Below are 14,747 nucleotides of genomic sequence, written 5' to 3' on the forward strand. Positions count from 1 at the left end.
GTTACGCCCCGTAGGACTGCAGGTCACAGATCGCATAGGTTGCGAACGGATTAATTTGCAGTTAAACAAGGGTGGTACCACGACACATTCGTCCCTTGACGGATGTGTCTTTTTGCTGTTTATGCGCCGTATTTTGATAACAAAAAAGGAAAATTAGGAGAGTGTTCAGATGCGTCAAAGTGAAATGCTTGTTCCAACCTTACGTGAAGCGCCAGCGGAGGCAGATGCGGCGGGACATCGCTGGTTACTGCGTTCCGGTATGATTCGTCAATTGGCGTCGGGAATTTACAGTTATCTGCCCCTCGGACGGCGGATATTGTTGAACGTTGAACGTATTGTTCGAGAAGAGATGGATCGTGCGGGGTGTCAGGAAGTATTGCTGCCGATTATGCAGCCTGCGGAGTTGTGGGAAGAATCCGGAAGGTACACACAGTATGGTCCTGAATTGATGCGTCTGAAGGATCGTCATGCACGGGAATTTGCTCTTGGACCAACACATGAGGAAGTCGTAACCGCTTTAGCACGGGATGAAGTGAACTCGTATCGGAAGTTGCCATTCACCCTGTACCAGATCGGAACCAAGTTCAGGGATGAACGTCGTCCTCGATTTGGATTGCTACGTGGACGTGAGTTCATCATGAAGGATGCGTACTCTTTTGCTTCGGACTGGGAAGAGCTTGATCGTACTTATCAGGCGATGAACACGGCGTATAGTCGCATTCTGGAGCGTTGTGGTCTGGACTATATCCGTGTTGAGGCGGACGCGGGAACGATTGGCGGTCAAGGTGAAACGCACGAGTTCATGGCTCTTGCTGACGTGGGTGAGGACACGATTGTAACCTGCAAACATTGTGGATATGCTGCAAATCTGGAGAAAGCGGATTATCAGACTTCTGGAGATATGGAGAAAACAGAAGGAAGCTTGGAAGTTCCAGCCGACTCTGCGAGTGCAGACTCCGCGCTTCAAGCGGATGAACATTCGGAAGCGGAAAACGTAGTACACATCTCGACACCTGGCGTTCGTACGATCGCTGAGTTAAGCACTTTTGTGGGCAAAGGTGCTGAACATATGATCAAAACGCTGCTTTATGTAGCGGATGGTCAGCTCGTCGCTGCGCTTGTGCGTGGAGATCATGAACTGAATGACATCGCATTGAAACAGGCGTTGGGGGCAGAGGAACTGATCCTTGCAGACGATGCAGCCATTGCGGCACATCCAAATCTGAAGGTAGGATTCCTGGGTCCGATTGGACTAAATCTGCCGATGGTGGTAGACGCTGACGTGTCAGTGATGAAGAGTGCAATTACAGGAGCCAATGAACTGGATGTACACGTTTCCGGCGTACGCCCAGGTATTGATTTTGCATTGGAGCGAGTAGAACGAATTCGCTTTGCTGCGGAAGGGGATACTTGTCCAACATGTGGATCACCACTTGTGTTTACCAAAGGTATTGAGGTTGGACATATTTTCAAATTGGGAACGAAATATAGTGATGCCATGGGTGCTTCATTCCTGGATCGTAATGGTCGCCAGTGTGCGCCAGTCATGGGATGTTACGGCATTGGCGTATCCCGCCTGATGGCTGCGATAGCCGAACAGTATGCAGGAGATGATGGCATAAAATGGCCTGTTGCTGTTGCGCCTTATAATGTGCATCTGATTACAGTAAGTTGGAAGGATGAGCAGCAGCGTCAGCTCACTCTCGAACTGGAACAACAATTGATCAATGGCGGATTCACTGTATTGGTTGATGATCGGGATGAACGTCCGGGTGTGAAATTCAAGGATGCGGAGCTGATCGGATTGCCTGTGCAGATCGTCATTGGCAGAGGAGCAGCAGAAGGACAGGTCGAACTGGGATCACACGCACTTGCAGCATCAGGTGAATCGAAACGAATCGGGTTAATGGCTCAGGAAGCTGTACGTTATGTGAAGGAACAGCTCACTTCCTAAATTCAGGGGATCTTCTAATTATATGAGTTCATATAATAGTACCGAATATGATGCGGTAGATGATTTTGATTGCTGAAATTCCAATCTGAGCATGAAAAAGAGGGCTATAGGCATGCAATTTGGCAGGATTTTATGAGTGATATCATACGAAATAACTATATTTGGATCTATGTATTTAGTATGCAAATGGTTTTATGATTTAGGATTTGAAGATGATCCTACTCAGGCGGATCTATGTGCAAGTATGCAATGTTGAGAAGACAGACATGTCGAAATTAAATGTACAATAACCGCATGAACACGGTCATTCCGGAGAGTTTTTATATAGTTCGGTGTCGAAGTTACATGATAAAGTTGGTCCGTAAAGGCTGCGCTGGGATTTATTTTTGCCTCAGATGATTGTCAGGATCAGCAGGATATGTCCACAGGAAATGTTGAAGTCTCTGATGTGGATGGATGTTTAAGAACTGACATACGAAAGGGTGTCCCCTTAACCAGTAATCTGGTTTGGGGGACACCCTTTTGGTATGACAAGATAGATTCGTTATGTTGTTGCGCCATATAAGCGATCATGCCTATATGCACTTTGCTTTGCTGAGCTTAAGAAGCTGCAGGCAATTTCAATTGTTGACCTGGATAAATCCAGTGTGGATTTTTGATATTATTCAGCTTCTGCAATGCCTGCCAAGTTGTGCCGTATTGTTTGGAGATAGAGTACAGGGAATCTCCGGATTTCACAACATGCAGTTTGGCTGGAGCTGGTTTACTTGGTGTTGGTTTAGACGGTTTTTCCGGTTTTGGTGTTTCTGGTTTTGGCTTGGTTGGAGCTGGTGTTTCTGTTACCGGAGTTTCCGGCTCTACTGCAGTTTTTTTCGCTTCACTGAATCGACCATCTGTTTTGATGTCTACAGCGCCAAGCTTTTGCATGTAGTTGATCAATGCTTCATCCAATGCGCCATACATACCCGTAGTTGGATATTTGGCAAACATGGTGTATTCGTCACCACCAACAGCTGTGAAATCATTGGTTGCCAGTGTATATGTTGCTTTCGGATCAAGGGCTTTATCGCCAACGGTTACGGAATGTACACGGCTACCTTCTGCAGCGGAAGTGTCGATTTTGAACTTGATTCCAGATACTTGCGGGAATCCACCGCTTGGTTCCGGGTAGGAAGCTACACCAACTTCAAGGGCTGCCAGAATATCAGACCCTTTCACTTCAAGGGTTACCACTTGATTACCAAAAGGAAGCACTGTGATAACATCACCTTTGGTTACGATACCCTTTTCAATGGAAGCACGGATACCACCACCGTTAGTCAGTGCAATATCAGCGTTGCTGACATCACGAATGGCATCTGCAAGCAGGTCACCCAGGTTGGTTTCACCTGCACGTACCTGTTCACGCTTACCATCCAGTAGAATGGCTGTGTTGGCTACTTCTTCTTTCAAAATAGGCTCTTGTTCTTTTTGAATGGAGTTCACGAGAGCTGCGACTTTCTCATTTGGTTTGATGTCTTTTGCTGCAGTTTCATCAATTAATGTTGCTTGTTTCTTCGTTACTTTACCACCATCTACCCACAGGTCGATGACACCTACGTAGTTAGTGTATTCTCCTGCACTTGCGATCAACGTTCCGTTATCGGACACAAGACCGTCCTGCAGTATGGTGTGGCTGTGACCATCAATGAATACATCGATGCCAGGAACTTCTTTAACGACTTTTAAACTAGTATCTGTGCTGGACGCATCTTGTCCAAGGTGTCCCAATACCACCACAACATCTACTTTGCTGCGGATCTCGTTCACTAGAACTTTAGCCTCTGCAGATGGGTCTGTAATATCTAGACCTGCTACGTTTTTCGGATTCGTTTTGTACATCGTTTCAGGTGTGGACAGGGCAATGATTCCAACCTTTACACCATCAATTTCTTCAATCAGGTAAGGATCGAAGAGACGAGTTCCGTCCTTTTTCTTCACGTTGGCACTAATCATTGGGAAATTCATCATGTCTGCCAGTTCGATCAAGCGATCCGAACCATAGTTGAATTCGTGGTTACCCGGTACGATGGCCTGGTAGCCCATTTCATTCATGACTTTCACGATGCTCTCACCATTCACGAGAGTGGCAAAAGTTGTACCATGTACAGCATCTCCAGCATCAAGCAGGAGCGTGTTTGGGTTTTCGCTGCGATATTTGTCAGCGATTCCAGCTACTTTGGCAAAACCCATAGCAGGTGAAGATTCAACTGCACGAGCATGCGTATCATTTGTATGTAGAATGGTAATGTGTTTGCCTGTGCCCGGAGTAGTATCCGTTGCAGCCGCGGCAATACCTACACTGCTAAACAGCAAACAGACCGTTAGCAGAAGTGAAACGTAATTCTTCCAGATTTTCATATGAATCCGAAACCTCCCCAATTAATAATCTACTTGAGCGTTTACACAGCTCACGTAGTATTTTAACAGACTATTATTAGGAAATCTCGCGAATTACGTAAAAATAGCTAACCTGAAAGTTACATGTGAAATCTGCTGTTGGATAATATAATCTTCGGAAGGAACATATGTTCTTAAAGAGTGTAAAAAAAATGCTGCGCTTCACGCGGCAGTCCGGTACGTAAACAAAATTTCTCCAAAGATTCATCCGGTTCAGGCATCACTCCGGAGGTTAGCAATTGAATGGCAAAACGATTGGCCTGTCTCTCCAGCTTGCCTGGAGCAAAATAGGAATGTTCCTCCAGAAAGAATCGATTGATTCCTTTATGAAGCCGATCATGACCAAGCTCATGTGCGCACACGAACCGCTGCCATTCCGGCGGCAAATCATTGTGTATGACGATAAACCTGCGCCGGAGCTTGCGAAAGTACAGTCCCTTGGTGGACTTCCCCAAATTGGTGAAACGAATCTGTATTCCAACCGCGCGGGCAATGCTGAACGGGCAGTTGGTCCGGTGTTTGCGAATCAGCTTTGTTACGATGTCATCCATATGATCTCACCTGCTGCTTCATTAAATTCAGTGGGTCATGCCTCATGGGCGATTGTCCGATTCGTCTGTCTTTTTGCGTTTGTTCATCTGTTTGGCTTCCCAGAACAGACCTGTCAGCACATCCTTGATTCGTTTCTTGTCCTCTTCATCGAGTGGAATGCCGTCAAACATCAGATCATCATCGTCTTCCAGCATCTTTTTGAAATCACGACGGTCTTTGTATGTAGCCCATTCCGGTACGTCCTGAAGTTCAGCAGCACTCCCTGGTTCAATATAACCGGCCTGCTTCATCATCTCTGTATAGGGCACCGAGAGTGCGTCTGAAATCTTGCGAATGGTCGCTGGTTTCGGCACACCCCGGACCCCATTCTCAATACGTGAAATCTGTGAGTTGCTTATTCCGGCTGCTTCGGCGAGCTGATTGATGCTGTATCCCTGCTGCTCGCGCAGTTGTTTCATATAAGGACCAAAAGCGTGCTCCACAATTATGCCAACTCCTTCGATTCGTACAAGTACTTGAATTAATATTAAGAAGAAACTTGAATGCGACAACTCCTAAACCCTCTGCGGGTGCGCCGTTCCGGATTCGGATCGTTCTTTTGATCGCTGTTATCCCCGGATTTCCTGTTTCCCTTTCCTAAAGGGTGAAATCCGTTGATAAAGGCGAACGCTTCGCTTCTTCAGAATCGATTCCGTCTCCTTCACTACGTATGCGCTTGATATGTACCTTAGCGGCATTAAGGAGAAGGGGAACTTCTTAATATTAAAAATCAAATGACTTATACGGAAGTTCATTAATTAAACAGTACTATAACGTATATATACCATTAGGTAAAGAGATATGAAACAATTATGCCAAAAGGCATAGGAAATGAGAGCGAAGGTTTTATTTTATCGTCAAAACGAACCAAAATGGAGGTTTACTCTGATCTCCAGAAAGTGGTATCCTCAAATAGAAATGCGAACACTATACGAACAAAATGTAAACTTGATACAGGTTAGAGTTTGGTGGAGTACCTTCCGAACAATGGAATTCTGCGAAATATAGGGATTTGGATTGATTCCAAAAGGCAACAGGGAAAATTGAAGAATTGTCGTTACTTTTTTGGAGAACTGGACAACTCTATGAATAAGAGTCTTTTGCTATCGTTCAAAAAAACGATGGCAAAGCAATATCATGTGAACGATAGAGTGATTGATATGAACTGAGAAATAAAAGTGCTACAGATGAGATGCTTGAATGTTTGAGTATATAAGTTGAACGGAAACGTAGAGGACAGAAATAACCTGAAGAAGCGGAGTTGAAAGTTTTCTGAAAGAAAGCTGCATCGGAAGCTTGTTCTATCATCAGAGTGAATATGCGAAGCTACTAGACTTTCATTCTATAGCGAATACTGAAGGAGGAAAATGATTATGGAATTGATGCTGCCCGAATTGGACCGACGCAAAACGCAAACAGCTGTTGAAGCTGCGCTGGAAAAATACCGAATTTATAAAACCATTGCATTTGAAGAACGAGAGGTTATGGTGACGGCAAGTTATGCCGAGCGTTTCCACGGTGCAACCAATGTGACGGGGGATTCCACGGCGAGAACGGCGATCTACAATGTGGACGTGCAGCGCGCGCGTCAGGCATACTGCGATACGATTGATTTTGTAGTGTCCCGGCTGAGTGAAAAGGAACGTGTACTCGTCTGTGAACGATATTTGAAAGACGATGATGTGTTTGACTATAAGGTGTATAACCATGTGTTTGATCCACCTGTCAGCAAGGATACGTATACGAAGATTCGTACACGTGCTTTCTACAAAATGGCGCTGGCACTGTCAGATCGAGGTCTGATTAATATGGAGCCTTTGTCTGTATCCCGCAAAGAGCGACAGAAGCTGGGCTGAGCGAGAGTATTCATTAGTAATGATAGAGGACAAATGTCTTCATTATCATTTAATTAAATCTTCGTGGTATAATTCTCCAAAATATTGTGTTATTCTATTTATATGCGTAAGTCCTTGCAATTTTAAAAAATATCTTATATAGCATTATAACTAGTAGACCGATATAATACCTAGAAAGGTGTATTACTATTGAGTGATTTTCGAATTCTTGGTTACCATGGCACGTTTTCTGAAGTAATAGAGTATATAAGTGAAGAAGGATTTTCAACTGTCAATAGAAATAATCATTGGCTAGGTCAAGGAGTATATTTTTATGATGATCCGAAACTTGCTCATTGGTTCATAACTAAAAATAGTGAGAGTGATTTTCGAAAAAAGGGAAAGGGCACTAAATTGGCTCTTATAACTGCAGAAATAACATCACAATTAGATCTTGTCCTTGATTTAGATTCTATAGATGGCGTTGATAAGTTCTATTCTGGAATTTATGAGCTTAGAGATCATTTGAAAACAGTGGGTTTTTCTTCAGATGAACATAGGAATCGATGTTTTATTTTAGATTTACTTGTTTCAATTTATGGTTTTCAGGTTGTTATAAAAACCTTTGAACATACTGATAGATCTCCCTCATACAGCAGTGTGGACACCAAACGTTTCAATTCTGAAATTTTCAAGTTAAATGTTCACTACAAAGAACGTCAAATTTGTGTTACATCTGATTCATGTATAAAAATTGTAAGTGTTGAATACCCTAGTGATAAGTATCCGATAAAACCAAAGATTAAATTTGATTGGAGATGATTCACAATGGACAAAACTATTCAAGAATTAATCAAAGAAACTGCCGGAAGATATGGTCTTGGATATGATTTGAACAGTGATTATCCTACAGTTCTTCAAGAAGATGGAACTGTAAAAAAAATAACGTTTGAGGATATGAACAACATATTTAATGTTAGTCCTCCTGAAGATACATGGACTCGATATAAGAATGAAGTTAATTGGAGTAATGATATCAATGTTAGTATAAATTTGAAAAATAAGTTTTCTAATGAAATAGAGATTCCTTTTGTTGCGTAATAGTTTGATAATGGGGTGTTAATAGAATGATAGAAGGTATAATTAAATTTCATGGATTTAGGCTTGAAAAGCTAAATTATGAGCATAAGCAAATTGGACCAGATGAGAGAAATTTGAATATAAGTATATCGCCAGAATTCTTGGTACAACTTGTTGAACAGGAGCCAAAAACCAGTAGGGAAGAAGACGAGAATTATTTTAATATTTTAATTGGCACAAGAATAGGTTTTGATGAGGAAGAGAGAGTGCCGTTTATGACAGAAGTTGTATTACGTGGATTCTACTCATTCAACAGCAAGAATGATAACAAAGATAATTTTGGTTTTGATGATAGACGCAGATTTTTTCTTACAAATGGATGTGCTGTGTTATTTCCTTATCTTAGATCAGTTTTGACTGATGTTACGAGTAAAAGTAATCATAATCCTATTATTCTACCTACTATTAATTTTCACCAATTCATTGAATCTCAAGATATAAATGAGTTAATACTTAATTCCGAACAATATGCTGATAAAGATTAGTTTTCAAAAAATGACAAACGGTATTTGCTAATAACAGCAGATACCTTTTTTTTGTTTGTTGAAGTAGATGCATTTATTCATTGAAATTAAAATTTTATAAATATGGAGAGAAGTCTGCCATGTCGGAAGAAGTCGGAATGCAGGAAATGGTCACATTGAAGACAATCGCAGAAACGCTCAATACGTCCAATGATCTGAACTTAATGCTGGATACCGTGGTCGGCAAATTACTGGAGTTGACCGGATTAACGGCAGGCTGGATGTTTCTGATTAATGAACGTGGAGAATATACCTGTGTTTCGGATTACAATCTGCCCCCGGCATTACTGCGTAAAAATAAAGAGCCCATGCGAACGGGTACCTGCTGGTGTGTGAACCGCTTTAAGGATGGTCAGCTCAATCATGTGGTCAACATCATTAACTGTAAACGGCTGGAGGATGCGGTGGAATTCCAATGGGGAGATACCCATGATATTACCCATCATGCAACCGTCCCGTTAAGGTCAGGTGAGAAGATGCTCGGCCTGCTCAATGTGGCTGCGCCAGCCAAGGAACATTTCAGCGACAGTGAACTGGCGCTGTTACAGGGCGTGGCGTACCAGATTGGTAGTGCGATAGAGCGGATGAGATTGTATCGTGCGGAGCAGCGACGAGCTGATCTGTATGCCAAGCTGGGGGAGTTCAGCACGGCTTTGGGTCTTGCAGTGAACGAATGCAACAATTCGGATGCTTTTTCTTTAAAAGTTGTACAGTTGCTTGGGCAGCAGTATGATTGGCCTTTCGCTACCATTATTCAGCAGAGAAATGGAATGTTCATTCTGCAGGCAGCCTATGCAAATGATACGGTTCGAACGTTATCAAGTACTCCGTTATCTTCCGAAGTGACGAGCCAGATTAACCATATAATCAATAGTCATCGTGTAACATCTCTGTCTGGGACAGAGATCACTGAGATATTTACCCTGTGCAAGCCTGACCAGAATACGAATTCCATTGCCTCCGGAATTGCCGCTCCCCTTCCATACCATACGCCAGGGGAAAAGGGAATTCTGGTGATCGGAATAGGAACATCAGGTCCTGCGCAGGCGGATCGTGAGGTGCTGGAGGCACTGGCCGAACATATTGCGGCCTCATGGGAGAGTCTGAAGCTGGCGGAGAATCGCCGCGAACTTGCACGAATGGAAGAGAGAAACCGGTTGGCTCGCGATCTGCATGATTCGGTTAATCAGATTTTATTCTCACTATCATTAACGGCTAAAGGCGCGGAAAGTATGTTATCCGACTCCGAGAAGTTACACCCGGCTGCGGAAGCGATGAAGGATATTCGGGCTTTGTCTCAGTCGGCTCTCAAGGAAATGCGCGCATTGATTATGCAGCTCCGTCCCGCGGGACTGGAAGCTGGGCTGCTCCATGCGCTACAGGAATACGGCACCAGCCAGGGTCTTCAAGTGGTGATGAATCGGACGGGAATGATGTCTTTACCGCGTAATATAGAAGAAGCATTGTGGCGAATCGGACAAGAAGCGCTGAATAATGTACGGAAACACGCGGATGTTCCTTCTGCTGAGGTCACCCTCAAATTAAGTGATCATGAAGTGGTGCTCACCGTCACAGATCAGGGAAAAGGTGGTACGGAAAGGCCAAAAGCCTCGTCTGGAAGCTCCCTTGGCCTGTCCATTATGAAGGAACGGGCTCAATCGCTCGGGGGTAGCTTAGAAATAGTGAGTTCTTCCCGTAAGGGAACAACAGTAACGGCAGTCATTCCACTTCCGTTCGAATCTGTATAAAGTCAGGGGGAAGAAGAGATGCCGATTACGATTTTGCTCGCAGATGATCATGCGATGGTGAGACGAGGTTTGCACGTTTTTTTGACCACACAGCAAGACATGGAGGTTGTCGGTGAAGCATCGAACGGGCAGGAAGCACTGGCGCAGGCGGAAGCGTTAAAACCTGACGTGGTATTAATGGATCTGCATATGCCGGTCATGGACGGAATTGAAACAGCCAGACGATTGCGTGCATTAATGCCAGCAACGCGAATCATTGTGCTCACCTCGTTTTCGGATCAGGATCATGTGGTTCCTGCTGTACGTGCAGGGGTGAAGGGGTATCTACTCAAGGATATTGAACCGGAGGATCTGGCTGTGGCCATTCGCAATGTGCATGCAGGTCAGGTAGAATTGCATCCTGCCGCAGCAGGTCAATTGATGCATGTGATGGCTTCATCCGATTGGTCTATAAATGAACAGTAACCACAGGATATACCGACAGATCAGTCAGCAGACAGTCAACTTCAAGAGCTGAAGCAGGTTGGAAAATCAAATGAAACATCCCTTGGTGGTCCGGATATGCTCACTCGCCGTGAACAAGAGGTTTTGGGGTTGATTGCTCAAGGATTGAGCAACAAGGAAATTGCAGTTCAATTGGTCATCACCGAAAAAACGGTCAAAACACATGTCAGTCATCTGCTCGACAAACTGGGACTGGCGGATCGGACGCAAGCGGCTCTTCATGCCGTAAGAAATGGCTGGGTCGTCTGAGCAATTCCGACATATGTTCATACTTAAGTCGTATAAACTCAACCTAAAGGTTGAGTTTTTTGGTATTTCAAGTTAAGTCTATCTGCTGACGATTTGGATGCCAAAGAAAGGTAAGATAAGAGTAGAAATAACAGATCGGTTGAAACATGAGCGTTTGAATTATTAAAAAACCAAGGAGAGTGACATGAATGAATATCGTTATTTTGGCAGGCAGCAATCGGAACAATGCAACCAGTACACGTCTGGGAGAGTATGCTGTGGAGATTATTCGAGGTCAGGGGCATCAGGCCAGCCTGTTTGATCTGTATCAGACATCACTTCCATTCTACGCGCCAGATGAAAAACAAGCGGATCATGAACATCTGGCAGACCTGAATACACGTATGCTCGCGGCTGATGCAATCATCCTGTCTACACCAGAGTATCACGGCAGTATAAGCGGTGTGCTCAAAAATGCACTGGATCATCTGAGTCAGACTCATTTCAGCGGCAAGCCCGTCCTGTCCATCAGCTCCTCTGGCGGAGCGGTGGGGGTAAGTTCGCTTTTACAACTGCAAGCGATTGTTCGCAATCTGCATGGCATCAATGCCCAAGAGTGGATTTCGATTGGTGGTGCGCAGCGCAGACGATTCGAAGCAACATTTGACGGATACGAAGAGTACGAAGGCAGTCAGGATATAGAGGACCGGGTGCAGCGGGTTATTGGATCGTTTTTAAATCTGGCACAGACGTTAACAAATGCGCGGAATTCAACCATGAGTTGAGAACAAGCGAAGATGAAAATGGGAAAAGGAAAAGAGGTTGAGCATTATGATTACAGGCATATTTGAAACACATCTAAACGTGACGGATCTGGAGAGATCCCATCATTTCTATGAAACGGTCCTGGGATTACCTCATGCCTACGGGCAGAAAGAACGTGGAAACTCCTTCTACTGGATTGGTGGAAAAGGCAATGCCATGCTGGGATTGTGGCAAAAGGAACCTTCCGAAGTGCGGCGTCAGCACTTTGCTTTTCATGTATCTCTGGAGGATATGAAACATGCGATGGCTCACTTGGAGAACAAAGGAATCAAGACACAGAACTTCCTGAATGATGATATCGGTGAACTGTACGTCTTCGGCTGGATGCCCGCAGTATCTGTATATTTTAACGATCCAGATGGCCATTCGCTTGAATTCATTGCTATGCTCCCGGATGAAGCGAAGCCTGAGCTTGGCATGGTGCCATGGAGTCGGTGGGAGGAGATGCAGGAGAAGACCGTATGATGATTGAAGAATTACAGTTATATACAACACGGCTGGAGGACCTCAAGCATTTTTATCGTGATACGTTGGGCATGGAGGTGTCCAATGCGACAGATCAGGCCTTCAACCTGGAGGTTGGAGGGACAAAGATGATTTTCAAACCGTGTGAAACAGATCCGGAGCCCTTCTATCATGTAGCCTGGTTGATTCCGACAAATCGGTTCAAGGAAGCGAAGCAGTGGGCTGCATCATGTGTTGCCTTAAGCAGGGAAGAACATCGGGATGAGACATACTCTGCTAATTGGGACTCTCATTCCCTCTATTTTGAAGATCCGGCAGGCAATATTATCGAGTTGATTGCTCATCATCGTATTCAGAACGAGAGTGACCATGACTTCTCCACTAAAGATATATTACAGGTGTGTGAGATTGGCCTGGTGACGGATGATGTTCTGTCTGCGGTGAATGAGCTTCAGCAGATTGGAATCACGCGATGGGGTGAGGTTAGTGATACCTTTGCTCCTGTAGGAGATGTACATGGTTTATTTATTGTGGTGAAGAAGGATCGGACGTGGTTTTTCTCCAAGCAAAAAGCTGAGATCTATCCGCTGGAAGTATCCATCCGTGGGGTGGGCAAGCTTCGAATTGGCTAAACTTTGCATTCCGGGGCAAAACGGGCATATGTGGAGCATTTCCATCATGTTATAGAAGTAAACGCTTTATTTATTCCAGGGTAGTTTCTCTGATGGGCTTACATTTGATGAAGGGTGGTGGCAAGCTTGGATCGACGTTTGTTGGAAGATGGACTAGCGATTATCGTTTCCAGTCGGGAACGTACAGGAGATCTGTGGCACGCCCATTATGGGGCGGGTGCGATTGCGGCATATTTTTGGTTACGGGAAAATCGTCTCACTGCCCTTGCCGCCGGCAGTGTTACGGCCGAAGCAAAAGCCATGCTTCGCCAGCATGGAATCAGCCCTGGCCAGACCTCTCCGATTGGTGAGATGATGCCCAGGGAAGATGCCGAAGCGCGTATTACGGACGCATTGGATCGAACGATTGGAGAGCTGCACTGGGTTGGGCACCAGGCCATCTACGGGGCAAATCAGTCTGAAAGCCATTCGTGAACTGGATGGATGGGGTACTGCAGAGGATATTGGTCGGCTGGTTGAACTGATCGATTCATTCGATCGGACCATCCCGGGAAGATCCTGGATGAACACAACGATGAAAGAAATTCGCAGTCTGAAGCCGGAAAAAAGCGATGGTTTCCCCGAGATTGATGATCCAATTCAGTTGTCACGTTTGATTCTGGATGAACTTGGGGCGTTCCAGACCATCTATCACGCGGAAGCGCACCATGATCTAATCGGTCATATGCTCACCTACGGACATGCGCTTAACATATTATATGAATTGGGTTATCCGGCATTATTCCACAAAGGCATTCCGCCTTTCCTTACTATGGTGAAGGCGCTACGCTTAAGCCGAGATGTGGATATTGAACAGGAGATGCCGACATTGCAATCACCCGTAGATCTGCTGCCACTAGAACGGGCGGAACGATCAGTGGCGCTCCCTCATGAGCTGGAATATTGGCTCACCGACAGACGTTCCCGCGACTGGAACGGAGGTCATGTATTCAAATTCCCGTTCAGCTTCTATCATCATGCCAAGAACGGGGAGCCCGTACCGGAAACATGGGAGAACTTTCGTTATATCATCGCGTGAGTAAAAACATACATTTAAGAAGGGGTGTCCGTAATGACGGACACCCCTTCTAGGCATTATTCTAGTCTACCGAATCGTGGGCAGCCTGCACCTTATTAACGGGGCCAAATTTCAAGGATAAAAAGGATCAGCATGACTCTGGACACAAGCATGTATGGTGATTTTCGTACGGGCTGACTCGCTGCCCATATTCCCCAGGAACTCATAAGTGCAATACTCCCCCAGAACATCCATAAGGAGATGCCTTCGGGCGTAAATAAAAAGGATAGCTTGGGCAGTCCCCTGTTGCCAGCCCCAAGAAGAACAGTGGTCATATAGACGAGGACAAGGAAAAACAACTCGAAGAGCAGGGTTTGCAGCCAGAAATAATAGATGTTGAAAAATCGTAGTATGATGACTGTGATCAGGATGAACAGGATACCAACGGATAAGAATGTTGCCGCGGTCCATCCAATGAGAGATGTTGTTACAACATCTGTTTCCTGATATAAGATGTACATCGCCAACGCATACATAGCGGGGCCCGCCATATAACTGGTGACAGCAATCCAAAGATAAAAGAAATACCTCTTTTTCATGGTCATATCCATCCTTTATTGTTCGTAGGATTTGAAAGCTACTTATGTCATATAAACATCATCAGGATGGGTTTGGTTGGACTATCGATAGGAGTTTCTCTCGAGAAACCGACAATTAACCGCCATAGAGACGACTACATTCATGCGTAATTCATCCCGATTACCATCAGCGCGAGTGGGAAAAGGCGGTAAGATGATATTATCGG

15 protein-coding genes and 1 pseudogene are annotated in these 14,747 nt (G+C 44.8%); 12 read left to right on the forward strand and 4 right to left on the reverse strand.

Annotation, left to right across the window (positions count from 1 at the left end):
- Window positions 1-169 precede the first annotated feature (169 nt).
- Window positions 170-1,954 (forward strand): proline--tRNA ligase, encoded by a 1,785-nt coding sequence (locus MKZ13_RS06090; protein ID WP_339182597.1) that lies wholly within the window; start codon window positions 170-172, stop codon window positions 1,952-1,954.
- A 600-nt stretch (window positions 1,955-2,554) separates the two neighbouring features.
- Here MKZ13_RS06090 and MKZ13_RS06095 read toward each other — a convergent pair.
- The 3 genes from MKZ13_RS06095 to MKZ13_RS06105 all read right to left on the reverse strand — a co-directional run bounded on the left by MKZ13_RS06095 (window position 2,555) and on the right by MKZ13_RS06105 (window position 5,430).
- On the reverse strand, window positions 2,555-4,354 hold the full coding sequence (locus tag MKZ13_RS06095; RefSeq protein ID WP_221819069.1) for a 5'-nucleotidase C-terminal domain-containing protein: 1,800 nt from the start codon (window positions 4,352-4,354) through the stop codon (window positions 2,555-2,557).
- Between the two features lie 173 nt (window positions 4,355-4,527).
- Window positions 4,528-4,944 (reverse strand): ImmA/IrrE family metallo-endopeptidase, encoded by a 417-nt coding sequence (locus MKZ13_RS06100; RefSeq protein WP_017690190.1) that lies wholly within the window; start codon window positions 4,942-4,944, stop codon window positions 4,528-4,530.
- 42 nt (window positions 4,945-4,986) lie between these two features.
- Window positions 4,987-5,430 carry a helix-turn-helix domain-containing protein gene (locus MKZ13_RS06105; protein ID WP_082219000.1) on the reverse strand — a complete coding sequence of 148 codons (444 nt, stop codon included), beginning with the start codon at window positions 5,428-5,430 and terminating at the stop codon, window positions 4,987-4,989.
- Between the two features lie 927 nt (window positions 5,431-6,357).
- Between MKZ13_RS06105 and MKZ13_RS06110 the strand changes: the two genes are divergently transcribed.
- From MKZ13_RS06110 to MKZ13_RS06160, 11 genes and pseudogenes are all read left to right on the forward strand, one after another.
- A complete protein-coding gene (locus tag MKZ13_RS06110) occupies window positions 6,358-6,840 on the forward strand; it encodes an ArpU family phage packaging/lysis transcriptional regulator (protein ID WP_017690187.1) in 483 nt (160 codons plus the stop codon).
- A 189-nt stretch (window positions 6,841-7,029) separates the two neighbouring features.
- A complete protein-coding gene (locus MKZ13_RS06115; protein WP_339182601.1) occupies window positions 7,030-7,641 on the forward strand; it encodes a hypothetical protein in 612 nt (203 codons plus the stop codon).
- A gap of 6 nt (window positions 7,642-7,647) precedes the next feature.
- Entirely contained in the window at window positions 7,648-7,920 is a 273-nt protein-coding gene (locus tag MKZ13_RS06120; RefSeq protein ID WP_339182603.1) for a hypothetical protein, read from the forward strand.
- Window positions 7,921-7,946: 26 nt separating this feature from the next.
- Window positions 7,947-8,444, forward strand: a complete 498-nt coding sequence (locus MKZ13_RS06125; RefSeq protein ID WP_339182605.1) for a protein-export chaperone SecB — start codon at window positions 7,947-7,949, stop codon at window positions 8,442-8,444.
- Between the two features lie 119 nt (window positions 8,445-8,563).
- Window positions 8,564-10,231, forward strand: a complete 1,668-nt coding sequence (locus tag MKZ13_RS06130) for a GAF domain-containing sensor histidine kinase (protein WP_339182607.1) — start codon at window positions 8,564-8,566, stop codon at window positions 10,229-10,231.
- 18 nt (window positions 10,232-10,249) lie between these two features.
- Window positions 10,250-10,984 (forward strand): annotated as a pseudogene (locus tag MKZ13_RS06135) (response regulator transcription factor).
- A 188-nt stretch (window positions 10,985-11,172) separates the two neighbouring features.
- Window positions 11,173-11,748, forward strand: a complete 576-nt coding sequence (locus MKZ13_RS06140; protein ID WP_339182609.1) for an NAD(P)H-dependent oxidoreductase — start codon at window positions 11,173-11,175, stop codon at window positions 11,746-11,748.
- A 46-nt stretch (window positions 11,749-11,794) separates the two neighbouring features.
- Window positions 11,795-12,253, forward strand: coding sequence for a VOC family protein (locus MKZ13_RS06145; RefSeq protein WP_339182611.1), 459 nt, complete (start codon window positions 11,795-11,797; stop codon window positions 12,251-12,253).
- Window positions 12,250-12,885, forward strand: coding sequence for a VOC family protein (locus tag MKZ13_RS06150; RefSeq protein ID WP_339182613.1), 636 nt, complete (start codon window positions 12,250-12,252; stop codon window positions 12,883-12,885). The genes MKZ13_RS06145 and MKZ13_RS06150 overlap by 4 nt, the downstream gene beginning before the upstream one ends.
- A 126-nt stretch (window positions 12,886-13,011) precedes the next feature.
- Window positions 13,012-13,359, forward strand: coding sequence for a hypothetical protein (locus tag MKZ13_RS06155; RefSeq protein ID WP_339182615.1), 348 nt, complete (start codon window positions 13,012-13,014; stop codon window positions 13,357-13,359).
- The gene (locus tag MKZ13_RS06160) at window positions 13,310-13,963 is read left to right on the forward strand and encodes a hypothetical protein (RefSeq protein ID WP_339182617.1); all 654 of its coding nucleotides are present in this window, start codon (window positions 13,310-13,312) and stop codon (window positions 13,961-13,963) included. The genes MKZ13_RS06155 and MKZ13_RS06160 overlap by 50 nt, the downstream gene beginning before the upstream one ends.
- Window positions 13,964-14,058: 95 nt before the next feature.
- On the opposite strand, the gene MKZ13_RS06165 is transcribed toward MKZ13_RS06160, so the two are convergent.
- Window positions 14,059-14,541 carry a hypothetical protein gene (locus MKZ13_RS06165; RefSeq protein WP_339182619.1) on the reverse strand — a complete coding sequence of 161 codons (483 nt, stop codon included), beginning with the start codon at window positions 14,539-14,541 and terminating at the stop codon, window positions 14,059-14,061.
- Window positions 14,542-14,747: the final 206 nt, after the last annotated feature.

The organism is Paenibacillus sp. FSL R5-0701, assembly GCF_037973995.1.
Taxonomy (GTDB): Bacteria; Bacillota; Bacilli; order Paenibacillales; family Paenibacillaceae; genus Paenibacillus.

What these genes read in the sequence shown, in the direction of transcription:
- MKZ13_RS06090 (WP_339182597.1), top strand. Translation starts at nt 170, where the DNA reads ATGCGTCAAAGTGAAATGCTTGTTCCAACCTTACGTGAAGCGCCAGCG.
- MKZ13_RS06100 (WP_017690190.1), bottom strand. Translation starts at nt 4,944, where the DNA reads ATGGATGACATCGTAACAAAGCTGATTCGCAAACACCGGACCAACTGC.
- MKZ13_RS06140 (WP_339182609.1), top strand. Translation starts at nt 11,173, where the DNA reads ATGAATATCGTTATTTTGGCAGGCAGCAATCGGAACAATGCAACCAGT.
- MKZ13_RS06095 (WP_221819069.1), bottom strand. Translation starts at nt 4,354, where the DNA reads ATGAAAATCTGGAAGAATTACGTTTCACTTCTGCTAACGGTCTGTTTG.
- MKZ13_RS06150 (WP_339182613.1), top strand. Translation starts at nt 12,250, where the DNA reads ATGATGATTGAAGAATTACAGTTATATACAACACGGCTGGAGGACCTC.
- MKZ13_RS06145 (WP_339182611.1), top strand. Translation starts at nt 11,795, where the DNA reads ATGATTACAGGCATATTTGAAACACATCTAAACGTGACGGATCTGGAG.
- MKZ13_RS06165 (WP_339182619.1), bottom strand. Translation starts at nt 14,541, where the DNA reads ATGAAAAAGAGGTATTTCTTTTATCTTTGGATTGCTGTCACCAGTTAT.
- MKZ13_RS06120 (WP_339182603.1), top strand. Translation starts at nt 7,648, where the DNA reads ATGGACAAAACTATTCAAGAATTAATCAAAGAAACTGCCGGAAGATAT.
- MKZ13_RS06110 (WP_017690187.1), top strand. Translation starts at nt 6,358, where the DNA reads ATGGAATTGATGCTGCCCGAATTGGACCGACGCAAAACGCAAACAGCT.
- MKZ13_RS06125 (WP_339182605.1), top strand. Translation starts at nt 7,947, where the DNA reads ATGATAGAAGGTATAATTAAATTTCATGGATTTAGGCTTGAAAAGCTA.
- MKZ13_RS06130 (WP_339182607.1), top strand. Translation starts at nt 8,564, where the DNA reads ATGTCGGAAGAAGTCGGAATGCAGGAAATGGTCACATTGAAGACAATC.